This window comes from Streptomyces melanosporofaciens (assembly GCF_900105695.1).
In the GTDB taxonomy this organism is placed as follows: Bacteria; Actinomycetota; Actinomycetes; order Streptomycetales; family Streptomycetaceae; genus Streptomyces; species Streptomyces antimycoticus.
Map to the genome: position 1 here is coordinate 5,441,135 of NZ_FNST01000002.1, position 25,669 is coordinate 5,466,803.

A 25,669-nucleotide genomic window follows, 5' to 3' on the forward strand; every position below is an offset into this window, starting at 1 on the left:
CTGGCGGGACTGTGGATTGATTCCTCTGTCGCCCGGGCTTTGACCTTCGTTTGCGTTATGCCTCCCCCTTAAGCGGTCGATGGCCCCCCGCCAGGCCAGGCAGATCGCGAAGGCCGCCGCACAGGTCATCCTGTGCGGCGGCCTTCGCCGATGGTGGGTCTCCTCGCGGCCCTACTTGTCGTCGATGCGCCCGATCGGGTCGGCGGTCTCCGCGAGCTCGGTCCGCACCTGCTTCCAATCCCTGTCGTCGATCCCGAGGGCGCTACGGAGGTAGGCCCACGAAGCCTTCTGGATCAGAGCGACGCGCTCGGGGCTCTCGTCCGTGGTGTCCTTGGCGCCGTAGGCGTGGATCCCGCCGAGGGAGTGCTCGGCCCCGAAGAGGGTGAGCAGGCTCTGGGCCCCGGGGCTGTACCTGTACACGTCGGTGAACCAGTCGGGGCCGCGCGTCGAGAGCAAGGACTGGTCGTGGTCGCCCGCGATCACGAGTGCCGGCGTGGTCAGGCGGTCGAAGTCGGGGCTCATGAAGGAGAAGTTCTCCGCGGCGAACGGCGTCAGGGCGTCGCCGCCGATGCCCGTCGTCGCGAGGAGCACGCCGGCTTTCACGCGGGTATCGGTCTTGTCGGGGCCGGGCTGCCCGTCCGCGCCGACGACACGGGCGCCGAGGAGCATGCTGACGGTCTGTCCGCCCCAGGAGTGACCCGCGACGGCGATGCGGTCGCTGTCGACGCGGTCGCCGAGGCCGGGGACCGCGGCGACGATGCGGTCGAGTTCGTCGAGTACGCGCTCGACGTCCTGGACCCGGATGCGCCAGATGTCGGGGTATCGCGGGTCGGCGGGAGTGATGCCGAGGGTCAGCGAGTCGAGGAAGGTGGGCTGCAGGACGACGAAGCCGTTGGCGGCCCAGAAATCGACCAGCGGGTCGTACGAGGACATCGACAAGCCGAAGCCATGGGCGAGGACGACGATCGGGAGGCCGCTGCCGGAGGCGGGCGCTGACACGCGTACCCACAGGTCGTCGCCGCGCTCCGGTGCGGGCAGGACGACCGGCTTGACGCTGATGATCGCAGTGGTCGTGGCGGGAACGGCGCGCGGGGCGGCCGTATCGGGTGCGGGCATGCGGAGCTGCCTTTCGGTTGCGATGAGCGCCGTGTCCATGGGGAATACATGCGTCGCCGGTGCAGGTCCGACGACATGAGCCACCGGATACGCGGTTAAGCGGAGCGACGTTCCGAATATACGGAGCAGGGTTCCGCTTGGCAAGTGCGGTCGTAGGACAGGAGCGCCCCCGTGAGTGAAGGCGACAAGCCGATGCCGGCCACCCCGAGCTCGGCCAAGCGCGCGGACGCCCGGCGGAACGAGAAGGCGCTGCTCGATGCCGCGGCGTCGGTGTTCGTCACGGACGGGGTGGACGCGCCGGTGCGCCGGATCGCCGCCGCGGCCGGCGTCGGCATGGGCACGATCTACCGGCACTTCCCCACGCGCGCGGACCTCGTCGTGGCCGTGTATCGGCACCAGGTCGACACCTGCGCCGAAGCCGGGCCCACCCTGCTCGCGACGGCGGCGTCACCGTTCGCCGCGCTGCGTCAATGGGTGGAACTCTTCGTGGACTTCCTGGCGACCAAGCACGGGCTGGCCGCCGCCATGCGCAATGATCCCGACGGCTTCACCGCCCTGCACGCGCTGTTCATCGAGCGCCTCGTGCCGGCGCTCGCCGAGATCCTCCATGCCGCCCGGGACGCGGGCGAGGTCACGGCCGACGTCGCCCCCTATCAGTTGATCCGCGCGATCGGCGACATCTGTGCGGGCGGAGAGAGGGTCGATCCGCATTACGACGTGCGTGTCACGATTCGGCTGCTGCTCGACGGATGCCGTCGGTAGGGGCCGGGACACCAGGCTCCGGAGCTGAGGGTCTTCCGCTGCCGGCGCGAGCGCCGGCAGCGGGCGTGGCCGGTCCTCCCGGCCGCCGGTCAGGGCTGGATGTTCTCCAGGTCCTCCAGAAGGGACGGGTGCTTCGGCTCCCAGCCGAGCGCCTCTCGGGTGTGGGCGCTGGACGAGGGCTGGTCGGTCGCGAAGATCGGGCCGAGGGGGCCGTAGGTCTCCGGTGACACCGACTCGACCGGCACGTCCAGCCGTCGGCCGATGACCGCGGCGACGTCACGCACCTGGTCTCCCTCGTCGGCCACGGCGTGCCAGGAGCTGCCGGCCGGCGCCAGCTCCAGGGCAAGCCGGAAGAGGACGGCCGTGTCGAGCGCGTGCACGGCCGGCCAGCGCTGTGCGCCGTCTCCCGGATAGCCGGATATGCCGGTCCGGCGGGCGATGTCGGTCAGCAGACCGGCGAACCCGCCGGTGCCCTGGTGGTGAACCGTGCGCGGCAGGCGTACGGCCGTGCTCCGGACCCCGCGCGAGGCCAGGCCCAGGGCCGCCGTGACCGCGCGGCCGCGCCCACCGACCGGACCATCGGTCATGGCGGGGTCGGCCTCGGTGGAGGCGCGGCCCGGCACATGGGGCGTCCCCGAGGCGGTGACGAAGGGGCGGTCGCTGCCGACGAGTTCCTCGCCGAGGGCCGCGATGGCGGCGCTTTCCTCGGCGACCGCCTTGGCGAGGGCGTCGGGGCTGCTGAAGTCGTTGGCGAAGGCGAGGTGGATCACCCCATCGGTCTGCGCGACGCCGGCGCGAAGGACGTCCAGGTCGCCGAGAGCTCCTCGGAGCGGCTCGGCGCCGGCCGCCTCGGCGGCCTGTGCGGACGCGTCGGAGCGGGCGAGTGCGAGGACGGTGTGGCCGTTGCCGAGCAGTTCGGCGACGACGGCTGACCCGATCAGGCCGGTGCCACCGGTGACGAAGACGCGCATGGATACTCTCCCGCAAGTGATGGGACTCTTGTCCCGTCACTATAGCCGAGTGATGGGACAAGAGTCCCGTCACCTATGATGGGCCCATGGGCAGATGGGAACCAGGGGCGCGCGAACGCCTCGTCGTGGCTGCTGTCGACCTGTTCACCGAGCAGGGGTACGACGCCACGACGGTCGCGCAGATCGCCGAGCGCGCCGGGGTCACCAAAAGCACGTTCTTCCGGCACTTCCCCGACAAGCGCGAGCTGCTGGTGGCCGGACAGGAGACGCTGAGCCGGCTGCTGGCCGAGGGGATCGCCGAGGCGCCCGATGGCGCCAGCCCGCTCGAGGCGGTCGCTGCCGGTCTCGAGCGCGCCTCGACCGCGATGGGCCCCGTCAATCGGGACTTCGCCCCTCGTCTGAAGGCGGCCGTCGCCTCCAGCGCCGAGCTTCAAGAGCGTGACGCCCTCAAGAGCGTCAGCCTGGCGGCCGCGATGACGACCGCCCTGGTCGCCCGCGGCGTACCCGATCCGACCGCGGCCCTCGCGGGCGAGTTGGGCCTTCTCGCCTTCAAGCGGGGGTACGCCGAATGGTCGGAGGGCGACCGTGACGGCAAGGACGAGCTCGCCGGGTACGCCCTGGCGGCCCTGGACGAACTGCGTGCGGCGAGCGCGTCGCTGGGCTGACCGGACGCATCTCACGGTGTTGTCCATGGACTGGATGGTGCGCGGGCTGCCCGCCGTCCAGGCCCGCCATCCCGGCCCGTCGAGCGGGAGCCGGGCAGGCCGGGATGACGTCACACGCCGGACGCGCGGCAGCGGAGGGCGCGGGCGCGCTCAGCCGGGCACGCTGACGCCGAGCGAGAAGCCGTAGTTCCCCACGCCATAGCGGCCCAGGCCCATCATCAGCAGGCCCGCTCCCTCCAGCCACTGCGCCATCTTCAGGTCGCCGGTGTCCAGCGGGCGCAGTCCGATGCTCTCGACGAACGCCGACACGCTCGCCTTGGCCCGCGCGTCGTCGCCGGCCATGAACACGTCCAGCGGGCGGTCCTCGGCCAGGACATGGCCGAAGATGGTGTTGAACGCCTTGACGACATGGGCGCTCTCGGGGGCGGCCTCGGCGATCTGCTGCGCGACGGAGGTGCCGTCAGGGGTGGCCAGCCCGGTGGCAGTGGGGTTGAACGGGTTGGTGATGTCGACGATGACCTTGCCGGCCAGTGCGTCCCCGTACTGGCTGACGACCGGCACGGCCCCGGCGTAGGGCACGGCGAGGATGACGATGTCTCCGGCCGGGGCGGCGTCGATCTTTCCCGCCGTGGCGCCGCGGCCGAGCGCGCCGACCACGTCGGCCGTCTTGGCCGCGTCACGGCCGATGACCTCGACGGCGTTGCCGCCATCGAGGGCGCGGGCGGCGAGGACGCGGGCCATGTGTCCCAGGCCGATGATGCTGATGTCGCTCATGGTGAGTGCTCTTCCCTTGTTGCCGTTCTTCGCTTGTGCTGCTTCTGCCGGGTTCAGGACCAGCGCGCTCCGCCGTCGACGTGGAGGGTCTCGCCGGTGATGTACGGGTTGACCAGCAACGCGCGGGCGGCGGCCGAGACGTCGGAGGGCTCCCCGACCCGGCCCACCGGCGCGGAGGTTGCGATCTGCCGGAACCACTCCTGCTTGTCGGGTACCGCGGTGTCCCAGTTGCTGGTGTCGATCACGCCGGGGGAGACGGCGTTGACGCGCGTGGGCGCCAATTCGACCGCGAGGGCGGACGCGAGCGTGCTCACGCCGCCGTTGGTGGCCGCCATCGCGACGAGTCCGGGCGAGGGGCGCCACGCGGCCAGGCCGGAGAAGAACAGCAGCGACCCCTTCTCGGCGATCAACCGGGCGAAGTGCTTGGCCAGCAGGATCGGGCCCACGACCTTGGCGTCGAAGGCCGCGAGCAGCGCGCGGCGCTCAAGGGAGGCGACCGGCCCGTTGCTCCGCTCCGTGGCGACGCTGACGAGATGGTCGAGCCCGCCGGCGGCCCTGACCTGATCCGCGGCTGCCTGGATCGACTCCTCGTCCGAGAGGTCGAGTGTCATGGGCCGGACGGCGTCCCCGACGGCCTTCGCCGCGACGGTCGTCTTCTCGACGTTCCGGCCCGCGAGCGTGACCCGCGCACCCTCCCGGAGGAGATCCGTGGCCAGGGCAGCGGCGATGTCCGAGCTGCCTCCCACGATCAGAACGCGCTTGTCCTTCAATGAATACGGCATCGAACGCTCCACGCATATCGCGCAGGACAGGCGGTGTACCCGTCCTCGTCGGCCAGTCCAACAGCCGGCGAGGTACGGTCCTTCCCGTCGGAGCATCGATAAAAATGGGCCTTGCCATAGATTTTCCTCATGCCAGGAGGGAGGGCCCTATATCGATGTCATTCATGCTTATGCCTCCTGCGATAAGATCGGTATATGGCTACCCTTCGGGCGTTGGAGTGCCTGGTCGCGGTCGCGGACTCCGGATCCATCACGCAGGCCGCCCTCCTGCTGCATTCGTCGCAGCCCGCTGTCTCTCACCAGATCGCCTCCCTGGAACGCGAGGCCGGAACGATCCTGCTTCGACGTGAACCACGGGGGGTCAAGCTCACTCCCGCGGGGCGTGCGGCTGTCGCGGATGCCAGACGGGCGATCGAGGCGGCCGCCTCCGCGGTGAGGTCGGCACGTGCGGCGGGGCAGGCGGCCGGAGGGGTGCTGCGGCTGGTCAGTGCGCAGAGCCTCAGCGTGGCGCTGCTCGCCCCGGTCATTCGCCGGTGGGGCCGCCGCTACCCCGACGTGGCGATCACCTTGCGCGAGTCCACGTCGATGGACGAGGCACTTGGCCTCGTCGACTCCGACGAAGCCGATGTCGCCCTGGTGCCCACTCCCTCGTCCGACCGCTTCACGATCACTGCCGTCGCCGAGGAAGAGATCGTGCTGGCGACGACCGACGACCACCCGCTGGCCCGGCAATCGGCCGTGCGCCTCGAGGATCTCGACGGGGCGCCGCTCGTTCACTTCGCCCCGGACAACGGCCTCAGCGCCTGGCTCGATCAGTCCTTCGCCCGCGCCGGAGTCCGCCTGGAGCCGGTGATGAGGACATCGGTGACGACGGCGGCACCACAGCTCGCGGCCGCCGGTCTGGGAATCGCCGTATGCCCCGTGAGTGCGGTCAGCGACGGCTTTCCGGGCGCCGTGCGGCCGTTCTCGCCGCGGTGGATCAGGCAGCTGGTGGCGGTGACGTCCGGGGAACCGGATCCGCTCGTCGCACGATTCATCGGCAACCTGCGCAGCCATGGCGTGCGTGTGCCGCGCGGTGTGCGGACTCAGCTCGCGGAGGGCGGCGCGTCGGCCGGGATACCAGGGTCGTCCTCCTGACCCTCGCGGCGCGACCAACCCCGGCAGGCGAGTTCATCTCCGGCGAGAAGGTCCCACGGCGGCCGCCGCAACCCTGCCTCGCGGGTGAGGGGGGTGCGGCGGCAGACGCGGCGTCAGATGTCGCGGAAGGTCTCGATCTGGGCGCCGATCGAGTTCAGCCGCTCGGCCAGGTCCTCGTAACCCCGGTTGATGACATACACGTTGCGCAGGACCGAGGTGCCCGGCGCGGCCATCATCGCCAGCAGGACGACCACCGCGGGGCGCAGGGCGGGCGGGCACATCATCTCGGCGGAGCGCCAGCGGGTGGGGCCCTCGACCAGGACGCGGTGCGGGTCGAGGAGTTTGACGTGGGCGCCGAGCCGGTTGAGCTCGGTGAGGTAGATCGCGCGGTTGTCGTAGACCCAGTCGTGGATCAGCGTCGAGCCCTGGGCGACGGCCGCGATCGCCGCGAAGAAGGGCACGTTGTCGATATTGATGCCGGGGAACGGCATCGGGTGGATCTTGTCGATGGGGGCCTGCAGCTTCGACGGCCGCACGGTCAGGTCGACCAGCCGGGTGCGGCCGTTGTCCGCCGCGTACTCCCGGCCGCGCTCGTGGTCCAGCCCCATCTCCTCCAGGACGGCCAGCTCGATCTCCAGGAACTCCACCGGTACCCGGCGGATCGTCAGCTCCGACTCGGTGATGACGGCGGCGGCCAGCAGGCTCATCGCCTCGACCGGGTCCTCGGAGGGCGAGTAGTCCACATCGCGGTCGATATGGGCGACGCCGTGGACGGTCAGCGTCGTGGTGCCCACGCCCTCGACCTTGACGCCCAACTCCTCCAGGAAGAAGCAGAGGTCCTGGACCATGTAGTTGGACGAGGCGTTGCGGATCACCGTGACACCGTCGTGCCGGGCGGCCGCCAGCAGCGCGTTCTCGGTGACGGTGTCGCCCCGTTCGGTCAGCACGATGGCGCGGGTGGGGGCGACCGTGCGATCGACCGCGGAGTGGTACATCCCGTCGGTGGCGGTCACTTCGAGGCCGAAATGGCGCAAGGCGGTCATATGCGGCTGAACGGTGCGGGTGCCGAGGTCACAACCGCCCGCGTAGGGAATCCGGAAGTGGTTCATCCGGTGCAGCAGCGGACCGAGGAACATGATGACGCTGCGCGTCCGGCGCGCGGCCTCGGTGTCCATGGCGTCGAGGTCCAACTCGGCGGGCGGCACGATCTCCAGATCGGCGCCGTCGTTGATCCAGCGGGTGCGTACACCGATGCTGCCCAGGACCTCGAGGATGCGGTAGACCTCCTCGATCCTGGCGACTCTCCGCAGTGTCGTACGGCCCGCGTTGAGAAGCGTGGCGCACAGCAGCGCCACACACGCGTTCTTGCTCGTCTTGACGTCGATGGCACCGGACAGCCGACGGCCGCCGACCACCCGAAGGTGCATCGGGCCCGCGTAGCCGAGGGAGACGATCTCACTGTCCAGGGCCTCACCGATCCTGGCGATCATCTCAAGGCTGATGTTCTGGTTTCCCCGCTCAATGCGGTTGACCGCACTCTGGCTTGTGCCGAGCGCCTCCGCGAGCTGGGACTGGGTCCAGCCTCGGTGTTGGCGGGCGTCACGGATGAGCTTGCCGATACGTGAGAGGTAGTCGTCAGTCATGGAGAAGAGGCTATCTCACATATGAGATACGCACGCGACCGGAGGGGGCGAAGGAGTGACGGCCGTCCGGGTGGGTTCCTCTGGGTGGCGAGTGCCGTTCCGGTCAGCCGCCCGCCTCGCGGGCGACTGAGGCCCCTCAGAGTCCGGAGGTGTCCAGCTCCAGATCGAACGGTTCCGGGAGGGCGAGGGGGGTGCCGAAGGGGTGGGGGCCGTCCACCTTGGTGTAGCCGAGGCTCCCGGGCGCCGCATAGAGCGTGCAGGTGCGCTGCTGCCGGTCGACCAGGAGATGCAGCGGGGCTCCGTATTCCGCGTAGCGGCGTCGCTTGACGATCCGGTCGGTGTCCCCGTTCGAGTCGGAGGTCACCTCGACTACCAGCAGGGTCTGATCGGGTACCAGCGCCGCAGCCTCCGCCAGTTCTTCAGGAACGACCGCCACATCTGGCACGTACCAATTGCTGCTGCCGGGGAGGTCCAGATTGCCCGACCCCGATACGCAGCCGAGTTTGGCAACGACCGGCGCGATCTGATTGCGGATCTTGTCCGCTGCCTTTTCATGGCCCCATGTCGGTGACAACTGCTCGATGACCCCCTCCACGATCTGCACCCGGCCATCCCCCCGGATGTGCTGGATCGCGTACTTCAATGCGGTTTCGGGGTCGTCGGCCACATACGAAGCCGTTTCCGAATGGGGTTGCGCGCTCATCGGTCCTCCACCAGGCGGCGTAGCTGCAGCATGACGACTGAGCAAGGTCTATCGCAATCCTCCACGAGCTTGGGCAAATGTGCCCGGTACTCACCCGTACCGGTGACGATCCCCCGTCACCACCGCCGCCAGCGCCCGTGCCGGGCCGTCGACTGCGGGGCCGTGGAGGAGTTCGGTGCGGTGGACCAGGCGGGGGGCGATCAGGGGGGCCGTGACGATGCCGGGGGCGCCCTTGGTGGCCGGGTGGGGGAGGAGGGCCAGCCCGTGGCCCGCGGCGGTGAGGGCGACGAGCCCGCGTACATCGGTGCCCTCGTACGTCAGCGAGGCCCGGAAGCCGCCGCTCCGGCTCATCGCGCGCAGCTGCGCCAGCGGCATGGCGGCGTCCGGTGCGTCCAGCCACTGGGCCTCGGCGAGGTCGGCCAGCCGCAGGCCGAGCCGACGGGCCAGCGGATGGCCGGTGGGCAGGGCCACCACCAGCGGGGCCTCCGCGACCGTGACGGAGGTGAGCGGACCCACCTCGGGCAGCGGCAGGGCGTCGGCGGGGGTCGTCGGGCCGTCGACCAGCCCCAGGCCCAGCGCCCCGGACGCCACCGCCGCCGGGATCTCCCGGCGGCCGAGGATCCGCAACGAGGCCCGGATGGCCGGATGCGCCTGGCGCACCCGGTCCAGGGCCGCGGCGATTCGCGGGGTCATCGCCAGCGGCGAGGCCCCCACCACCAGCCGGGCGGCGCCGGCCCCCGACAGCCGCTCGACGTCGGCCCGCGCCGCGTCCAGCCGCAGCAGCAGCGGACCGGCGTGTTCCAGCAGCCGTGCGCCCGCGCTGGTGAGCATGACCGGCCGCCGGGTCAGCAGTGACGTGCGCAGATCCGCTTCGAGGGACGCGATGTGCTCGGAGACCGCCGCCGGGGTGAAGCCCAGCTCATGGGCGGCGTCGGAGAAGGATCCGCAGCGGGCCACGGAGACGAACGTGCGGAGCAGGTGCGGGTCCATGGCAGCAGTATCGCGGGGGCCGGGGCGGCTCAGTTCCGAACTCGGAGGTGACCGGGGCCGGTTCGGGCCCGGCCGTCGTCCGTTCCGGGGCCGTCGGTCGCGTCCGCGCACATGCTCATGGCCTCAGGTCTAACGCGGAACGCCGCCCCCCGGGGCCCTTCCGGCCGACGGTCACCCTTACCGGTGAACGCCGGTGAGCCCCCATGAACCGCACCGGGGACGCGCTCGCGCCCGCCGGTGTCCTGTCCCGTCGAAGGCTGAGCGGTCTCATCCAGGTGTGCTCACCGGGCCAACGCGAGCAGTTCATCGATCACCGGCTCCTCACCACCGTTACCGAGGTGGGCGATGGCCGCGAACGGGGCGATCACCTGGCTCCAGGCGTGGAGCCGGTCGCCGTCGAGCCCGCACGCCGCCGCCACACGCGCGCAGCGGGTCTCGACGCCCTCCAGCCCGGCGCCGGCCACGACGTAGTCCACAGCGTCGAAGCAGGGATCACCCACACATGCCTTCGGATCGATGGCCATCAGACCGCGCCTCGCGCCACCGTCGAGCGCGTTGCCCAGGTGCAGGTCGCCGTGGAGCAACACGGTTGTCGCTTCCGTGTCCAGCAGCCGCTCACACCGCTGGACGGCCCTGTCCCACGCGGTGACATCCATACGTGCACTGATCGCGGGCTCGGACAGCCGCCTGCCGACACGGGCGAAGGCTTCCTCGCACCGGCCGCGCAGCACACGCGGCGGCCGCGGAGGCGGAGCGACCCCGTGCAACGCGGCGAGCAGCTCCGACCACTGCCCCGGAAGCGAAGCGGCAGGCATGTCCTCCGCCGGCGTTCCGGGCACGACCTCTTCCAGCACCATCGCGCCCGCGTCCTCGTCGACGGCCAGCACGGCGGGCACCCGGCCCGAGGCGGCGAACCACCCCAGCATTCCGGCCTGCTCGACCAGAAGGGCCCGATCCGGGCTGAGCTTCAGCACCGCGGGCGTGCCGTCGGGCCATTGGCACCGCAGCGTGACCGACGAGGCACCATCCGGGAGGGATTCACCGAGGGAAAGGCCCCAACGGGACGTCAACCGTGCGATCAGGTTCGGCGTGTCGGCGCACCATTCGGCAACCTGTGGACCGAACCGACGAACCAGCCGCGTCGTGACGCTGTCCACATCCACCCATCGTCGCTTCACGCGGCCAGTCTGCCGCTCCCGGCCGTGGCCGTCAGCCACGTCTCCCCAGCCGGTCACGCCTCGGCGGCACGCAACCCTCGATGAGACGGGACAGCCGGTGAGCCCCCATGAACCGCACCGGGGACGCGCTCGCGGCAGGGCAGGGCATGACCGCGCGGGGGCGATGTATTAGAGTTATCTCGACATCGAGATATCTGCTGGAAGACGCATCGCCGCCCCGCGTCGGTAAGGCTTACCTAACTTAGCCATACCTTAGCGGATCGGCGCGGGCATGTGACGGCAGCATTGCGGTGGTACGCGCGAAATCATGCATGAAGGAGACTGTCGTGTCGGCGAACAGCTTCGACGCCCGCAGCACCCTGCAGGTGGGCGACGAATCGTACGAGATCTTCAGGCTGGACAAGGTCGAGGGGTCGGCCCGGCTTCCATACAGCCTGAAGGTCCTGCTGGAGAACCTGCTCCGCACCGAGGACGGCGCGAACATCACCGCCGACCACATCCGCGCCCTGGGCAGCTGGGACCCGCAGGCCCAGCCCAGCCAGGAGATCCAGTTCACGCCGGCCCGCGTGATCATGCAGGACTTCACCGGTGTGCCGTGTGTGGTGGACCTCGCCACCATGCGTGAGGCCGTCAAGGAGCTCGGCGGCGACCCGGCGAAGATCAACCCGCTGGCCCCGGCCGAGCTGGTCATCGACCACTCGGTGATCGCCGACGTCTTCGGCGCGCCCGACGCGTTCGCCAAGAACGTGGAGCTGGAGTACGGCCGCAACAAGGAGCGCTACCAGTTCCTGCGCTGGGGCCAGACCGCCTTCGACGAGTTCAAGGTCGTCCCCCCCGGCACCGGCATCGTCCACCAGGTCAACATCGAGCACCTGGCGCGTACCGTCATGGTCCGAGGCGGCCAGGCGTACCCGGACACCCTGGTCGGCACCGACTCCCACACCACCATGGTCAACGGCCTCGGTGTGCTCGGCTGGGGCGTCGGCGGCATCGAGGCCGAGGCCGCGATGCTGGGCCAGCCGGTCTCCATGCTGATCCCGCGCGTCGTCGGCTTCAAGCTCACCGGCTCGCTGCCGACCGGCACCACCGCCACCGACCTCGTGCTCACCATCACCGAGATGCTGCGCAAGCACGGTGTGGTCGGCAAGTTCGTCGAGTTCTACGGCGAGGGCGTCTCCTCCATCCCGCTGGCCAACCGCGCGACCATCGGCAACATGTCGCCGGAGTTCGGCTCCACCGCCGCGATCTTCCCCATCGACGGCGAGACCATCAACTACCTCAAGCTCACCGGCCGCAGCGAGCAGCAGCTCGCGCTCGTCGAGGCGTACGCCAAGGAGCAGGGCCTGTGGCTGGACCCGGCCGCCGAGCCGGAGTTCTCCGAGAAGCTGGAGCTGGACCTGGCGACGGTCGTCCCGTCGATCGCCGGCCCCAAGCGCCCGCAGGATCGCATCATCCTGTCCGAGGCCGCCGAGAAGTTCGCCCAGGACGTCCGCGCCTACGCCCCGGTGGCCGACCTGGACGAGGCGGGTGTCGAGTCCTTCCCGGCCTCCGACGCCCCGGCCGTCTCCAACGGCGTGCCCACCAAGCCGACCCCGGTGATCGCCCCCGACGGCTCGCAGTACGAGATCGACCACGGTGCCGTCACCGTCGCCGCGATCACCTCGTGCACCAACACCTCCAACCCGTATGTGATGGTCGCGGCCGCCCTGGTGGCCAAGAAGGCCGTCGAGAAGGGCCTCACCCGCAAGCCGTGGGTCAAGACCACCCTGGCCCCCGGGTCCAAGGTCGTCATGGACTACTACGACCGCGCCGGGCTCACCCCGTACCTCGACAAGCTGGGCTTCAACCTCGTCGGCTACGGCTGCACCACCTGCATCGGCAACTCCGGCCCGCTGCCGGAGGAGGTCTCCAAGGCGGTCAACGAGGCCGACCTGGCGGTCACCTCGGTGCTCTCCGGCAACCGTAACTTCGAGGGCCGGATCAACCCCGACGTCAAGATGAACTACCTGGCGTCCCCGCCGCTGGTCGTCGCCTACGCCATCGCCGGCTCCATGAAGGTGGACATCACCAAGGACGCCCTCGGCATCGACCAGGACGGCAACCCGGTCCACCTGAAGGACATCTGGCCCTCCGAGAAGGAGGTCGAGGAGGTCGTGGCCTCCTCGATCGGCCAGGAGATGTTCAACACCAGCTACGCCGACGTCTTCGCCGGTGACGCCCAGTGGCAGGCGCTTCCGGTGCCGACCGGCAACACCTTCGAGTGGGACCCGGAGTCCACCTACGTCCGTAAGCCCCCGTACTTCGAGGGCCTGACGATGGACCCGGCCCCGGTCGAGGACATCGCCGCCGCCCGGGTGCTGGCCAAGCTGGGCGACTCGGTCACCACCGACCACATCTCCCCGGCCGGTGCGATCAAGGCCGACACCCCGGCCGGCAAGTACCTCACCGAGCACGGTGTCGAGCGTCGTGACTTCAACTCCTACGGCTCGCGCCGGGGCAACCACGAGGTCATGATCCGCGGCACCTTCGCCAACATCCGGCTGCGCAACCAGATCGCGCCGGGCACCGAGGGCGGCTTCACCCGCGACTTCACGCAGGACGGCGGGCCGGTCTCCTTCATCTACGACGCGTCGCAGAACTACCAGGCCGCCGGGACCCCGCTGGTCATCCTGGCGGGCAAGGAGTACGGCTCCGGCTCGTCCCGCGACTGGGCCGCGAAGGGCACCGCGCTGCTCGGCGTCAAGGCCGTCGTCGCCGAGTCGTACGAGCGCATCCACCGCTCGAACCTCATCGGCATGGGCGTCCTGCCGCTCCAGTTCCCCGAGGGCGCCACGGCCGAGTCGCTGGGCCTGACCGGCGAGGAGACCTTCGACATCACCGGCGTCACCGCGCTCAACGAGGGCGGCATCCCGGAGACGGTGAAGGTCAAGGCCAGGGACGACCGCGGAGGGGAAGTTGCGTTCGACGCCAAGGTGCGCATCGACACCCCCGGCGAGGCGGACTACTACCGCAACGGCGGCATCATGCAGTACGTGCTGCGCTCGCTGATCCGCAAGTAAGCAGGGCCTACGGCGGCTTACTGCGGCGCCTTACGGCAGCGGCGACGGGCCGCACCCCCGATGTGGGGTGCGGCCCGTCCGCGTGCGCGGTCAGAGAAACGTCCCCGAGGGGATGTACGGCGTCGGCGGCGGCATCCCCCGCATGCACACATAGCCGCTGGTGGACAGCTCGAGCCCGGCCTCGAGCCCCACGTCCACCGCCCACTGCTGCTCGGCCGTCAGCCCCGCGACCCGGGCGTCGGTGCCCTCCGGAAGGCACAGCAGCGCCGCCGTCAGCAGCCGCTTCGCCAGCCGTCGCGAGGTCGCGGCCAGCAGCTCGACCTTGCCGTCCTCGGCGACATAGCAGTAGCCGCTGCCCGCCAGGTCGTCCACGACCAGCAGCCGCCGCTGGCGCACGAGCAGCTCGTGGTCGGCGCCGTGCGCACCGCCGCGGGTGCGGCGGTCCACCGAGTCCAGCAGATCCCGGTGGCGGGCCACGCCCTCGTGGACGGCGCCGTCGGGCGGGGACAGCCGCTGCTTGGTCTCCGGTCCGACGGTGCCGCGCAGCCGCATCGCGGGATGCAGCGCGAATCCCGCCCGCCGGTAGGTGCTCGCCGCGCGGGGATCCTCCGAGCCGCAGATGATGCCGCGCAGACAGCCCCGTCCGTACATCAGCGCCGCGGCCAGCAACTCCCGCCCCACGCCCTGCCGTTGGGCGCGCGGCAGCACCGCGAGCAGCGCGAGCCCCCAGGTGCCCTCGCGCCGCGCGGACAGCGCCACGCCGAGCGGCATCCCGGCGTCGTCCAGGGCGATCCAGCAGCCGCCCGGGTCGGTACGGGCCAGATGCCGGTGCCGGTCGTGGATCTCGGCGACGTACCCCGGCGGCAATCCGTCCTTGCCCGCGAGGGCGGCGGCGTCCCCGAAGGCGGCGGCCACCACCTCCCAGGCGGCCTCGGCGTCCTCGTCGGTGTCGCGTAGCTGGCGGAGGATCATGAGCCCATGATGGCGCGTCCGGTGAGGGGATTGTCGGTACGTGGAAGCGGCTTGCTCGACCGGCGAACGCGACAACGTTGTCAGCATGACTTTAACGATCAGTACGCCGCCAACCGGGTGTCCCTGTCAAGACCGTTGGCGCACTCTTACGGCCGACGGCCCCCGTGCGGTACGGTCCCCACGGCTTGTTCGACCCGGCGATCGCGGCCCTTCCGACAAGGTGGGACCGCAATGCCCTCAAGACCCCTGGCCGCCCTGGCGGCCGCGGCCCTGACCGCGGGGCTCCTCGCCACCGCGGCCACCGCGCCCGCGTCGGCCGCCCCGCCGCCGACGCTGGTCAAGGACCCGGCGGCGTATGTCGATCCGCTGATCGGCAGCTCGGCCGGCGGCAACACCTTCCCCGGTGCCGTCGCCCCCTTCGGCATGCTGTCGTGGAGCCCGGAGAACACCCGCGGCGACGCCACCCGCACCGCCGCGCCCGGCGGCTACCACTACGACGCCACCCGCGTCCGCGGCTTCAGCCTCACCCATATGTCCGGCACCGGCTGTGCGGGCGGCGCGGGCGACATCCCCTTCTTCCCTCATGTGGGCGAGGTCACCTCCTCACCCGCCGCCGACACCAAGGACCAGGTCTACGCCTCCGACTTCAGCCACTCGGACGAGACCGCCGAACCCGGCCGCTACAAGGTCGCCCTCGCCTCCGGCGCCGGCGCGGAGCTGACCGCCACCGCCCGTACCGGCTCGGCCCGCTTCAGCTACCCCGCCGACAGGGCCGCCTCCCTGCTGATCCGCACCTCCTCCTCCGAGGTCGGCAGCAGCGCCGCCGACCTCACCATCGACCCGGCGCACCGCACCGTCTCCGGCTCGGTCACCGGCGGCAACTTCTGCGGCTATCTGGACCCCGAGGGGCGCCGGAGCTACTACACCCTGCACTTCACCGCGGTCTTCGACACCGCGTTCACCGCCCAGGGCACCTGGCAGGACGGCACGCTGCGGCCCGGCACGACCAGCGCCGAGGGCGGCTCCGGCTATGGCACCGACGGCCGCCCGGTGGCCGGGAAGGGCTCCGGCGGCTACCTCCAATTCGCCCCGGGCACCCGCCGGGTGGGCGTCAAGGTCGGCATCAGCTACGTCGACGACAAGGGCGCCCGGGCCAACCTCGCCGCCGAGAACCCGCCGCGGCGCGGCTTCGACCAGGTGCGCACCGCCGCGTACGACGCCTGGCGGCGGCAGCTCGCCGCCATCCGGGTCGGCGGTGGCGCGGACGCGGACCGCACCGCCTTCTACACCGCGCTCTACCACTCCCTGCTGCACCCCAACGTCATCAGCGACACCGACGGCCGCTACCGGGGCAGCGACGGTGAGGTGCACCGGGTGAGCCGGGGCCACCGGGCCCAGTACGGCACCTTCTCCGGCTGGGACATCTACCGCTCCCAGCTCCAGTTGCTCACCCTGCTGGAGCCGCGGGCGGGCTCCGACATCGCCCAGTCCCTGCTGAACCTCGCCCAGCAGAACGGCGGCGTCTGGGACCGCTGGCTCCAGGGCGCCTCGGGGACGCATGTGATGAACGGCGATCCGTCGGCCGCCGCCCTCGCCGGGATCCGGGCCTTCGGCGGCGGCGACTTCGATCTCGACGCCGCCCTCGACTCGCTGCTCAAGGCGGCCACCGTACCGACGGAGAAGGACCTCAGCCCGGCGGGCAAGCCCATCATGTCGGTCGGCCAGCGGCCCTCCCTCGACAAGTACCTCGAGCTGCACTACATGCCGTCCGTCTCCAACGCGTGGGGCGGCGCGGCCGAGACCCTGGAGATGTCCGGCGCGGACTTCGCCCTCTCCCAGCTCGCGCGGGCCGCGGGCCGTAAGGACACCGCCGACACCTTCGCGCACCGCGCCCAGTGGTGGCAGAACAACTTCAACGCCGCCGCCGACCCGGAGACCGGCGGCTATATCGCCAACCGTAAGGCCGACGGCAGCTGGGTCACCGGCTTCACCCCGGCCACCGGCAACGGCTTCGTCGAGGGCACCAGCGCCCAGTACACCTGGATGGTCCCGCACAACCCCGCCGGTCTCTTCGCCGCGATGGGCGGTAAGGACGCCGCGATCAAGCGTCTGGACGCCTTCTTCCACGACGCCGACGGGGGCTGGGCGCTCACCGGTAAGGGCGGCGAGAAGTCCGAGCTGGACAACGAGCCGTCGATCAACGTCCCCTACCTCTACGCGTACGCCGGGCAGCCGTACAAGACCCAGGAGACCGTGCGCGCCGCGATGCGTCAGCTGTGGACCACGAAGCCCGACGGCATCCCCGGCAACGACGACCTCGGCGAGATGTCCTCGTGGTACGTCTTCTCCGCCCTCGGCATGTACCCGCAGGTGCCCTCCCGCGCCGAACTCGTCCTGGCCTCGCCCCTCTTCCCGCGGATCGAGATCGACGGCGGCGCCCGGGACATCTCCATCCGCGCCCCGCAGGCCGCGCCCGACGCGCCGTACGTCCAGTCGCTGAAGGTGAACGGGCGGGCGAGCGACCGCCCCTGGCTCGCGGAGTCCTTCGTCCGGCACGGCGGCACGCTGGACTACACCCTGTCCGACGCCCCCGACCGCGCCTGGGGCGCGTCCCCGGCCGACGCCCCGCCCTCCTTCCGCGACGGTGAGCAGCCGTACCAGATCGGGGTCGGGCCGACCACGGGCACGCTCGCCCCGGGCGAGAGCCTGACCATGAAGGTGGCCGCCGTCCCGGTCGGCGAGGGCGACCGCCCCGAGGTGCGCTTCACCACCGACGCCCCCGACGGGCTCACCGCCTCACCCGCCTCCGGGACGGTGGGCCCGGACGGTACGGCGGAGATCTCCCTGCGCGCGGGGAAGGACACGGCCGAGGGCTTCTACGCCGCGAAGGTCACGGTGACCAGCGAGGACACCAAGGTCGTCCAGCCGATCACGCTGACCGTCGCCGCCCCCGGCACCCTGCTCGCCGCGTACAACAACACCGGCGCGACCGACGACGACGGCGAGCACGACGAGGGCGACTACGACGGCGGCGGCTGGAGCTACTCCCGCCAGGCCCTCGCCGCCACCGGCCTCGAACCGGGCGCCAAGGGGACCACCCAGGGCCTGGACTACACCTGGCCCGCCTCCCCGCCCGGCCGTCCCGACAACGCCTCCACCACCGGCCAGACGATCAACCTCCCGGCCTCCACGTCCCTGTCCTTCATCGGCAGCGCGGTCAACGGCAACCAGAAGGCCACGGCCAAGGTCACTTACACGGACGGCAGCTCGGACGAGGCGGACCTGTCCTTCACCGACTGGACGGTGGGAGGCGGCGGCGGAACGGTCCAGTACGGAAACGTGACCCTCGCCAAGACCGGCTACCGCAACATCAGCGGCGGCGACAAGGACGTGGTGGACGCGTACATCTTCGCCACGAAGGCGTTCCGGGCGCCCGAGGGCAAGACGGTCAAGAGCGTCACCCTGCCCGACAACGCGGATCTCCACGTCTTCGCGATCGCCCGCGGCTGACGGAGTCAACCCCAAGGGTTACTGCATACGATCGAGTGAAACGAGGGCAAGTGCCACCGGCACTTGCCCTCGCCTCTCCAGCTTTCGACGCATGGTCAGTTCTTCACATGAGGCCCTCCACCGGACTTTCCAGGAGGACACCGGGGCCATCGTACGAGCGCTCAGACAACGTCGAAGCGGGACTCGGAAACACCCCGGCACGAAAGATCTGGAGCGACCTGATGTCCGCGTTGCTGAACTTCTTCCGTTCCGAGCACGCCCAGCGAGCCTTTGCGGAGGTCCGCGCCGAAGCACGGGCCGAAGCACGGGCCGAGGCCCGCGCCGAGAGCGTCTTGCGGGTCCTCAACGCTCGGGGGCTCGAGGTCACTGCCGAGGTCCGCGAGCGCGTCGCTGCGGGGGCCGGGAGGGGCGACGTCGATGAACCACTCCCGGCCCAGCAGCAGCGACGGTGGCCATCCGCCCATCCTGGCCGGATCAGCGGAAGGCCGTGATGTTGCGGAGCGCCCACTCGGCGAAGTGACGCGGCGGGCGGCCGAGGACCTGCTCGACGTCGGGGCTCACCCGCTGTTCGTCGGCCGTCGGCTCGCCCAGGATGTCGAGCGTGCCGTCCGCGACGGGCTCCGGCATGAACCGCAGCATCTCCGCACGTGCTTGCTCCCGGCTCAGCTCGGTGAAGCGTACGGGTTCGCCCAGCACATCCCCGATCGTCCGGGCCTGCTCGCGTGGGGAGACCGGCGCCGGGCCGGTGAGTTCGTACGTACGCCCGGCGTGGCCCTGCCCCCGTAGCGTCGCCGCCGCGACCTCGGCGATGTCCGCCGGGCCCACGACCGGCAGCCCCACATCGCCGAACGGCGCCGCGACCGTCCGCCGGGTACGGACCGACTCGGCCCAGGCGAACGCGTTGGAAGCGAAGCCTCCCGGTCGCAGGACCGTCCAGGCCAGCCCCGACGCCCGCACGGCCTCTTCGAGGGCCCGCAGAGGGGCGTGGGATGCCGCCCGCGACCGCGATCCGACCGCCTGGGAGGAGAGCGCGACCACGCGTCGTGCCCCGGCGGATCCGGCGTCCTCCAGGAGTTCGCGGACGAGCCGTTCGCCGATCGGCACTTCGCCCGCGAAGAGCAGGAACAGCGCGTCGGCCCCGTCCAGCGCGGGTCGCAGGCTCCCTCGGTCGGCCAGATCGGCTTGATGGTGACGTACCCCTGCCGGCAACTCCGGGCCGGCGGGCCGGCGCGATACGGCCGTCACCTGCTCGCCGCCGGCCGCGAGTGCCTCCACCAGTGGCCGACCGACATTCCCGGTCGCTCCGGTTACCACGATCATGTGCGACTCCCCGTTCCGTAGTGACAGACCTTGTCCTCGCCGCGGCACGGTGAAGCTAGCATCGTGGGGATAGTAGGTACCTAGAGGAAAGTGACTATGTCGAAGGAACCGGAACAGGCGTGTCCGATCGCCCCCGTGGTCGACATCGTCTTCAGCCGCTGGACCACGCCCATCCTCTGGACGCTGCATGAACACGGCCGTCAGCGCTTCGTGGAGCTGCAGCGCCGCATCGGCACGATCACGCCCAAGGTGCTGACCCAGCGGCTGCGGCAACTGGAGCGCGACGGGCTGGTGCTGCGCACGTATCACCCGGAGGTCCCGCCCCGGGTGGAGTACGAGATCAGTGGGCTGGGCCGCAGCCTGGCACCGCTGTTCGCGTCGCTCGCGACCTGGTCGGCCGAGAACCTGCCCAAGGTCGAGCGGGCCCGGCTGGATTACGACGGTGAGGAGACGGCCCCCACCGCTCCCCGGTGAGGGCAGCGCTAAGCGGCGGCGAAATCCACTTCGGCCGCGGGCAGTACCCGGATGCGGCGCCCCGGAAAGTCGATGTGCCGGAAGATCGCGTTGTGATGGGCGATCGACCGCTCCGGTGCGGCGAGATCGCCGGTGTCGGGCCGCTCGGACGTGGTGTGCCCATCGGCGACCAGCACCACGTCGTACTGGTGGCTCAGCGCCTGCCGGGTCGTGGTGTCCACGCAGATCTCGGTCGCGAACCCGGTGACGATCACCTCGGTGACGCCCAGCGCCTTGAGGATCTTGTCGAGATCCGTGTGCAGGAAGCTGTCCGCACTGGTCTTGTGGACGACCGTCTCGTCGGCGGAGGGCGTGAGCTCGGGCACGATCCGCCAGCCGTCCGTATCAGCCTCCAGCCCCCCGCCACGGTGCTGAATCGTCACGACCGGTACGCCCGCGGCTTGGGCGCGTTCGCGCAGCCCCGCGATCACGGCGACGGTCTCGGTGGCCCGGTACGAGATCGCCGCCAGGGCGTTCTGCATATCGATGACGAGGAGCGCGGAGGCATGTGACATGGACTCACCGTAACGGTCCGCCCAGGCTCGCCGCTCGTGAGCCGCGTGAGTCTGCTGCGGGGCCGGGAGGTCGGGCAGGCCGGGCAGGCCGGGTCCGTGCGTACGGACCCGGCCCACCCGGCGGCTCAGCCGAGCAGCTCGACCTCCGCCAGTGTCGACTTGTCGTCCGGCACCAGGCGGTAGTGCTCGTACGCACCGGGCGTGCGCACCGAGAAGACGCGGGTCTGCTTGTCCCAGTTGAAGGTCTCTGCCGACCTCCGGTCCAGGTCCCGCCACTTCTCGCCGTCATGCGAGCCCTGCAGCACCCATCCGGCCGGGGCCTTGCTCCGGTCGGACGAGGTCAGGGTGTACTGCACCGCGCGGCCCGCCTTCGTGGTCGGGAGGTCCACCGACTCGAAGGTGGCCTCGGTGCCCGAGGTGTTGTCCAGCAGGGCCGTGCCACCGCTCGGCACCGTCAGGTCGTGGCGCGGGGTGGGCACCTTGTCGTCCTTCGTGATGGAGGACGGCGCGGCGTTCTTCCCCGTGCCCCAGGCCGACGGCTTGGCGCCCATCGCGAACTCCAGCGTGCCGCCCCGGGCGAGGATGTCGTGCGGCAGGGCGGTGGAGTTCCACGCCTTGCCGTTGACCTTCAGGCCCTGGACGTACACATTCCGCGCGCTGTTGTGCGGGGCCTTGATGACCAGATCGCGGCCGTTCTCCAGATGCACCGTGGCCTTGGTGAACTGCGGCGATCCGACCGCGTACTCGGAGCCGCCCATCACCAGCGGATAGAAGCCCAGCGAGCTGAAGAGGTACCAGGCGGACTGCTCGCCGTTGTCCTCGTCGCCGTGGTAGCCCTGGCCGATCTCGCTTCCGGTGTAGAGGCGGGAGAGCACCTCGCGCACCTTCTCCTGGGTCTTCCACGGCTGGCCCGCCGCGTCGTACATGTACGTCACATGGTGGGCGACCTGGTTGCTGTGGCCGTAGTTACCCATGCGGACGTCCCGCGCCTCGGTCATCTCATGGATGACGCCGCCGTAGGAACCGGCGAACTCGGGGGAGGCGGTCTCCGGGGTGGAGAAATAGGTGTCCAGCTTCTTGGCCAGGCCCGCCCGGCCGCCGTAGAGATTGGCCAGGCCCCGGCTGTCCTGGGGCGCGGTGAAGGCGTAGCCCCAGCCGTTGGTCTCGGTGTAGTCGTAGCCCCAGATCCGGGGGTCGTACTTGTCGGAGGGCACGCGCCACTTTCCTGCCGCGTCCTTGCCCTGGAAGAAGCCGGCCTTGTCGTCGAAGAGCGAGACATAGCCCTGGGCGCGGTGCAGGAAGTACTCGGACTCCTCCTTGTAGCGGGCCTTCTTCGTCTTCGCGTAGAGCGCCTTGCCCATATTGGCGAGGCCGAAGTCGTTGAGATAGCCCTCCAGCGCCCAGGACAGTCCCTCATGGGTCTCGGTGCTCGTGTAGCCGAGGAAGGGCGAGCTGGCCATGCCCTTACGGCCGACGCCCGACGAGGGCGGCACGGCGGTGGCGTTCTTCAGCGCCGCCTCGTACGCCGCCTCGGCGTCGAACCGCACGCCCTTGAGGTACGCGTCGGCGAAGGCCACGTCCGAGCTGGTACCGGTCATCAGATCGGCATAGCCCGGCGAGGACCAGCGGGAGATCCAGCCGCCGTCCTTGTACTGCTGTACGAAGCCGTCGACCATCGTGCCCGCCCGCTTGGGGGTGAGCAGTGAGTAGGCGGGCCAGGTGGTGCGGTAGGTGTCCCAGAAGCCGTTGTTGACGTACACCTTGCCGTCGACGATCTTCGCGCCGGTGTGGGTGGGGGTGTTCTCCCCGGTGCCCGGCGAGAAGGCGCTCGCGTACTGGTGACGGGGCTTGGCCGCCGTGCCCGTGTTCTCGAAAGCGGAATTGGGATAGAGGTACAGCCGGTAGAGGCTGGAGTAGAGCGTGGTGAGCTGGCCGCGGTCCGCGCCCTCGACCTCGATCCGGCCCAGGATGTCGTCCCACTGCGCCTGCGCGGCCCGCTGGACCTGCCCGAACGACCGCGACGCGGGCAGCTCCCGGTCGAGGTTGGCCTTCGCCTGGTCGACACCTATCAGCGAGGTGGCGAGCCGCAGCGTGACGGTGCGGTCCTTCCCCGGCTTGAAGCGGAAGTAGCCGGTGACATCCTTGCCGCCGTCTCCGTCCAGCTTGCCGCTCGCGCTCACCGGGGTGTCGAAGACCCCGTAGACGAACATCCGGGTGGCGCCGGTGGACAGTCCGCTCTTGACGTCGGAGTAGCCGGTGACGACGCCGTGCTCGGCGTCGAGGGTCAGCCCGCCGTCGCCCGTGACATTGTCGAAGAGGACGCTCGCGTCCTCACCCGGATAGGTGAAGCGCATCGCCGCGGCGTGATCGGTCGGCGCCATCTCCGCCTTGAGGCCGTTCTCGAAGGTCACCCCGTAGTAATACGGCCGGGCGGTCTCCTTCTCATGGCGGAAGGGGAGCGCGCGGGAGGTGCGCCCGGCGTCGGGGGTGCCGGCCGCGCCGGACGGCATCACCTGGAAGGTCTGCCGGTCGCCCATCCAGGGGCTGGGCTCATGGCTCGCGCTGAACGCCTGGATGGTGGGGAGGTTGTCGGCGTTGTTGGCGCGGGCGTACTGGTAGAGCCAGTCGGTGGAGCCCGCGTTGGTCACCGGCGTCCAGAAGTTGAAGCCGTTGGGGACGGCGGTGGCCGGGAAGTTGTTGCCGCGCGAGAAGCTGCCGCTGGAGTTGGTGCCGCGGGTGGTCAGCGCGTAGTCCGACAGGTGCTTCAGCGGCTTCTCGGGCGCCTTGGGGGCGATCGAGACGTCGTCCACCCAGCCACGGAACTGCGCGGGGCCCTTGGGGGAGTCGTACGCCACGAGTATCCGGTCGACCGTCTTGCCCGCGGCGACCGCGCCGATCCGCGACTCCTTGTTGTTCCACTGGTTGACGTAGAGCGTCTTGGAGTCGGCCTGGCCCTGCGGGCTCATCCGGGCGCCGTGCTGGTCGACCGCGCCGGGCAGATCGCTCAGATAGGTGCCGTCGGTGAAGGCGAGATCGACGGAGACATGGGTGGCCGGGTAGTTGAGATCGGTCTCCGGCATCGACGGGAAGATCCGGTAGGACAGCCGGGTGTCCCGGGTGACGGCCGTGTCGACGTCGAAGACCTTGTTGTACGAGTACGCCCGGCCGTCCGGCTTGTGGGTGCCCGCGTAGCGCAGGGCATGGGTGCCGGTGAAGCCCGCGTTGGCCTTGGCGGTGGGGGAGCCGGTCGGGCCGCGGTCGATCTGGGTGCGCATGTCGGAGGGCGCGGGCGGCGTGGTGTCGCCGGTCGCGAACTGCACCTCGGCGAGCTGGATGAGGTCGTCCCCGGCGTTGCGGGTGATCTCCAGCCGGAAGTGCTGGTACGCCGTGGCGCTGTCGAAGGAGAACTCCCGCGTCTGCTGGCGCGAGGAGAACGTCTCGTCCTTACGGGTGTCCAGCGTCGTCCAGTCGGAGCCGTTGGCGGAGCCCTTGAGAGTCCAGTCCTTCGGGTCCCGGCCGGGGGCGTCATTGGCGGAGGTGAGGGCGTAGCGGACGGCCTTCACCGACTCGCTCAGATCGAACTCGAGCCAGGCGGTGGTGGTGTCGAAGGCCAGCCACTTGCTGGTGAGCTCGCCGTCGACGAGGTTCTCCTTGATCTCCCCGCCTTCGGTGTTCTCCCCGCTCGCCCGGACCTCGGTGACCTTGTCGGTCACATTGCCGGGGATCCCGGAGGAGTAGCCTCCGTCCACCCCGGAGGCCTTCTTCTTCCCGTCGGGTCCGGTCTCGACCGTGTTGAGCCAGTCGGGCTGGGGGTCGCCCGACTCGAAGGACGAGGCGAAGGTGCGGTCGGCGTGGTGCGCGGAGGCCGGGCCGGCGGGGGCGGCGACCGCACCGCCCTGGGCCGTCACCGCCAGCAGGACGGCCGCCACCAGGGGGGCGGTCCGTCCGATCCCACGCCATCGTCTCTGTGGTCGTCTCTGTCGCATACGCAGCCTCTCAACGAGTCTGACAACGTTGTCCTCTGGGTCGGGCAGAGATAAGTAGGGAGGCAGGGGGAGGGTGGTGTCAAGGATGCGGACAACCGCCAATTCGGCTGCGCCCGGGGGGCGGTACGACACGGGCCGTACCACCATCGGTGGCACGGCCCGCGTCCAGGGGGGCGTTTCGGCGCGCCCGATGCGGCTGTCCCTGGTATGTCGTCAGCCGCCGCTGTGGGACGTGGTCGGCGCTCTCGGGCTCGGCCGCCGCCGTCGGCTCAGTCGGCGCTGTCGGACTTGGTGGCGAGCGAGAGCCGGCACTTCTTCGCGGTGTGGGAGCTGTCCGCCTTGAGCCCGGTGACCTTGATGGTCTTGTCGGCGCCGCCCGCCACGGCCGCGTCGGACTCCACCCCGGTGGTCACGGCCTTGCCGGAGCTGTCGACGAAGCCGACCAGCAGCGAGTAGTAGGCGGTGCCGGAGCCGGAGTTGCTGATCTTCACGTTGGCGTAGGGCTTGCCGTCCGAACCCCATCCGCACGTTCCCATCTTGGCGTCCGGGGTGATCAGGCCGGAGCCGCCGGTGGGGGAGTCCGACGGCTCGTCATACGGGTCGTCGGTGGGCTCCTCGGTCGGCGCCTGAGTGGGCTCCACCGGCAGTTGGGCCATGCCCTTGCCTATCGCCGCGCCGCCCTTGCTGTCCCCGGCCGACGAGCCCCCTTTGCCGGAGCCGCACCCCGCGGTGATCGCGAGTGTCGCGGTCACGACAATGCTGGTGGCGAGGGTGAGCTGCTTCCGGGACACGGGAACCGCCTTTCGGGGAGCGCGCACGGCGGCGTGCCGCACGGACTGTCTCCACCCACGGTATGTCGGGCAGGTCTCAACTCGGGAAAGACTGATACCCGATGACCTCTCGATCTTGCCCATATGAGGCCCAGTGGACTATACCTGTCGCCCCAGGGGGAAGGCCGCACCGCGGCCCATATCGGAGGGCCTCGGCGGGTCCTCCGCACTCCCCGGCGTACACCCAGCAATACTCCGCTTGACGCTTCAACTGACCCGCGGTGTCGGGCCCCTCGCCGGAGG

General features: G+C 70.5%; 19 protein-coding genes. 6 read left to right on the top strand and 13 right to left on the bottom strand.

The window, feature by feature from the left end; translation table 11 throughout:
- Positions 1–171 precede the first annotated feature (171 nt).
- On the bottom strand, positions 172–1,116 hold the full coding sequence (locus BLV72_RS26375) for an alpha/beta hydrolase family protein (RefSeq protein ID WP_093470550.1): 945 nt from the start codon (positions 1,114–1,116) through the stop codon (positions 172–174).
- 171 nt (positions 1,117–1,287) lie between these two features.
- Here BLV72_RS26375 and BLV72_RS26380 point away from each other — a divergent pair, with 171 nt between their 5' ends.
- Entirely contained in the window at positions 1,288–1,878 is a 591-nt protein-coding gene (locus BLV72_RS26380; protein ID WP_093465294.1) for a TetR/AcrR family transcriptional regulator, read from the top strand.
- A gap of 89 nt (positions 1,879–1,967) precedes the next feature.
- On the opposite strand, the gene BLV72_RS26385 is transcribed toward BLV72_RS26380, so the two are convergent.
- Entirely contained in the window at positions 1,968–2,849 is an 882-nt protein-coding gene (locus tag BLV72_RS26385) for an SDR family oxidoreductase (protein WP_093465296.1), read from the bottom strand.
- A gap of 86 nt (positions 2,850–2,935) precedes the next feature.
- Here BLV72_RS26385 and BLV72_RS26390 point away from each other — a divergent pair, with 86 nt between their 5' ends.
- The gene (locus tag BLV72_RS26390) at positions 2,936–3,514 is read left to right on the top strand and encodes a TetR/AcrR family transcriptional regulator (RefSeq protein ID WP_093465297.1); all 579 of its coding nucleotides are present in this window, start codon (positions 2,936–2,938) and stop codon (positions 3,512–3,514) included.
- Positions 3,515–3,664: 150 nt separating this feature from the next.
- Here the strand turns inward: BLV72_RS26390 and BLV72_RS26395 are convergent, their stop codons facing one another.
- Both BLV72_RS26395 and BLV72_RS26400 read right to left on the bottom strand, forming a co-directional pair.
- Positions 3,665–4,288, bottom strand: a complete 624-nt coding sequence (locus BLV72_RS26395) for an NADPH-dependent F420 reductase (RefSeq protein WP_093465299.1) — start codon at positions 4,286–4,288, stop codon at positions 3,665–3,667.
- Between the two features lie 53 nt (positions 4,289–4,341).
- Entirely contained in the window at positions 4,342–5,070 is a 729-nt protein-coding gene (locus tag BLV72_RS26400) for an SDR family oxidoreductase (protein ID WP_093465301.1), read from the bottom strand.
- Between the two features lie 195 nt (positions 5,071–5,265).
- On the opposite strand from BLV72_RS26400, the gene BLV72_RS26405 reads away from it, so the two are divergent.
- The gene (locus tag BLV72_RS26405) at positions 5,266–6,207 is read left to right on the top strand and encodes a LysR family transcriptional regulator (protein ID WP_093465303.1); all 942 of its coding nucleotides are present in this window, start codon (positions 5,266–5,268) and stop codon (positions 6,205–6,207) included.
- 113 nt (positions 6,208–6,320) lie between these two features.
- On the opposite strand, the gene BLV72_RS26410 is transcribed toward BLV72_RS26405, so the two are convergent.
- The 4 genes from BLV72_RS26410 to BLV72_RS26425 form a co-directional block, all read right to left on the bottom strand.
- On the bottom strand, positions 6,321–7,850 hold the full coding sequence (locus tag BLV72_RS26410) for a helix-turn-helix domain-containing protein (RefSeq protein ID WP_093465305.1): 1,530 nt from the start codon (positions 7,848–7,850) through the stop codon (positions 6,321–6,323).
- A gap of 136 nt (positions 7,851–7,986) precedes the next feature.
- A complete protein-coding gene (locus tag BLV72_RS26415) occupies positions 7,987–8,553 on the bottom strand; it encodes a Uma2 family endonuclease (RefSeq protein WP_093465306.1) in 567 nt (188 codons plus the stop codon).
- Between the two features lie 90 nt (positions 8,554–8,643).
- Positions 8,644–9,543 (bottom strand): LysR family transcriptional regulator, encoded by a 900-nt coding sequence (locus tag BLV72_RS26420; protein WP_093465308.1) that lies wholly within the window; start codon positions 9,541–9,543, stop codon positions 8,644–8,646.
- Between the two features lie 281 nt (positions 9,544–9,824).
- The gene (locus tag BLV72_RS26425) at positions 9,825–10,700 is read right to left on the bottom strand and encodes an aminoglycoside phosphotransferase family protein (protein ID WP_093470551.1); all 876 of its coding nucleotides are present in this window, start codon (positions 10,698–10,700) and stop codon (positions 9,825–9,827) included.
- Positions 10,701–11,047: 347 nt separating this feature from the next.
- On the opposite strand from BLV72_RS26425, the gene acnA reads away from it, so the two are divergent.
- The gene (gene acnA, locus BLV72_RS26430; RefSeq protein WP_093465309.1) at positions 11,048–13,780 is read left to right on the top strand and encodes an aconitate hydratase AcnA; all 2,733 of its coding nucleotides are present in this window, start codon (positions 11,048–11,050) and stop codon (positions 13,778–13,780) included.
- Positions 13,781–13,870: 90 nt separating this feature from the next.
- Here the strand turns inward: acnA and BLV72_RS26435 are convergent, their stop codons facing one another.
- Positions 13,871–14,752 carry a GNAT family N-acetyltransferase gene (locus BLV72_RS26435; RefSeq protein ID WP_093465311.1) on the bottom strand — a complete coding sequence of 294 codons (882 nt, stop codon included), beginning with the start codon at positions 14,750–14,752 and terminating at the stop codon, positions 13,871–13,873.
- A gap of 231 nt (positions 14,753–14,983) precedes the next feature.
- On the opposite strand from BLV72_RS26435, the gene BLV72_RS26440 reads away from it, so the two are divergent.
- Positions 14,984–18,262 carry a GH92 family glycosyl hydrolase gene (locus tag BLV72_RS26440; RefSeq protein WP_093465312.1) on the top strand — a complete coding sequence of 1,093 codons (3,279 nt, stop codon included), beginning with the start codon at positions 14,984–14,986 and terminating at the stop codon, positions 18,260–18,262.
- Positions 18,263–18,736: 474 nt separating this feature from the next.
- Here BLV72_RS26440 and BLV72_RS26450 read toward each other — a convergent pair whose 3' ends face one another.
- Positions 18,737–19,582, bottom strand: coding sequence for an NAD(P)H-binding protein (locus BLV72_RS26450; protein WP_093465315.1), 846 nt, complete (start codon positions 19,580–19,582; stop codon positions 18,737–18,739).
- Between the two features lie 96 nt (positions 19,583–19,678).
- On the opposite strand from BLV72_RS26450, the gene BLV72_RS26455 reads away from it, so the two are divergent.
- The gene (locus tag BLV72_RS26455) at positions 19,679–20,056 is read left to right on the top strand and encodes a winged helix-turn-helix transcriptional regulator (protein WP_093465317.1); all 378 of its coding nucleotides are present in this window, start codon (positions 19,679–19,681) and stop codon (positions 20,054–20,056) included.
- A gap of 8 nt (positions 20,057–20,064) precedes the next feature.
- Here the strand turns inward: BLV72_RS26455 and BLV72_RS26460 are convergent, their stop codons facing one another.
- The 3 genes from BLV72_RS26460 to BLV72_RS26470 form a co-directional block, all read right to left on the bottom strand.
- The gene (locus tag BLV72_RS26460; protein ID WP_093465318.1) at positions 20,065–20,610 is read right to left on the bottom strand and encodes a cysteine hydrolase family protein; all 546 of its coding nucleotides are present in this window, start codon (positions 20,608–20,610) and stop codon (positions 20,065–20,067) included.
- Positions 20,611–20,735: 125 nt separating this feature from the next.
- Complete coding sequence (locus tag BLV72_RS26465; RefSeq protein WP_093465320.1) at positions 20,736–24,596, bottom strand: GH92 family glycosyl hydrolase; 3,861 nt, start codon at positions 24,594–24,596, stop codon at positions 20,736–20,738.
- 269 nt (positions 24,597–24,865) lie between these two features.
- On the bottom strand, positions 24,866–25,387 hold the full coding sequence (locus tag BLV72_RS26470; protein WP_244320970.1) for a PT domain-containing protein: 522 nt from the start codon (positions 25,385–25,387) through the stop codon (positions 24,866–24,868).
- Positions 25,388–25,669 lie beyond the last annotated feature (282 nt).

Bases quoted from the DNA above. Each gene is read 5' to 3' on its own strand.
- BLV72_RS26410 (WP_093465305.1), bottom strand. From the start codon at position 7,850: ATGACTGACGACTACCTCTCACGTATCGGCAAGCTCATCCGTGACGCC.
- BLV72_RS26415 (WP_093465306.1), bottom strand. From the start codon at position 8,553: ATGAGCGCGCAACCCCATTCGGAAACGGCTTCGTATGTGGCCGACGAC.
- BLV72_RS26465 (WP_093465320.1), bottom strand. From the start codon at position 24,596: ATGCGACAGAGACGACCACAGAGACGATGGCGTGGGATCGGACGGACC.
- BLV72_RS26440 (WP_093465312.1), top strand. From the start codon at position 14,984: ATGCCCTCAAGACCCCTGGCCGCCCTGGCGGCCGCGGCCCTGACCGCG.
- BLV72_RS26400 (WP_093465301.1), bottom strand. From the start codon at position 5,070: ATGCCGTATTCATTGAAGGACAAGCGCGTTCTGATCGTGGGAGGCAGC.
- BLV72_RS26395 (WP_093465299.1), bottom strand. From the start codon at position 4,288: ATGAGCGACATCAGCATCATCGGCCTGGGACACATGGCCCGCGTCCTC.
- BLV72_RS26435 (WP_093465311.1), bottom strand. From the start codon at position 14,752: ATGATCCTCCGCCAGCTACGCGACACCGACGAGGACGCCGAGGCCGCC.
- BLV72_RS26450 (WP_093465315.1), bottom strand. From the start codon at position 19,582: ATGATCGTGGTAACCGGAGCGACCGGGAATGTCGGTCGGCCACTGGTG.
- BLV72_RS26385 (WP_093465296.1), bottom strand. From the start codon at position 2,849: ATGCGCGTCTTCGTCACCGGTGGCACCGGCCTGATCGGGTCAGCCGTC.
- BLV72_RS26420 (WP_093465308.1), bottom strand. From the start codon at position 9,543: ATGGACCCGCACCTGCTCCGCACGTTCGTCTCCGTGGCCCGCTGCGGA.
- BLV72_RS26460 (WP_093465318.1), bottom strand. From the start codon at position 20,610: ATGTCACATGCCTCCGCGCTCCTCGTCATCGATATGCAGAACGCCCTG.
- BLV72_RS26375 (WP_093470550.1), bottom strand. From the start codon at position 1,116: ATGCCCGCACCCGATACGGCCGCCCCGCGCGCCGTTCCCGCCACGACC.
- BLV72_RS26455 (WP_093465317.1), top strand. From the start codon at position 19,679: ATGTCGAAGGAACCGGAACAGGCGTGTCCGATCGCCCCCGTGGTCGAC.
- BLV72_RS26390 (WP_093465297.1), top strand. From the start codon at position 2,936: ATGGGCAGATGGGAACCAGGGGCGCGCGAACGCCTCGTCGTGGCTGCT.
- BLV72_RS26405 (WP_093465303.1), top strand. From the start codon at position 5,266: ATGGCTACCCTTCGGGCGTTGGAGTGCCTGGTCGCGGTCGCGGACTCC.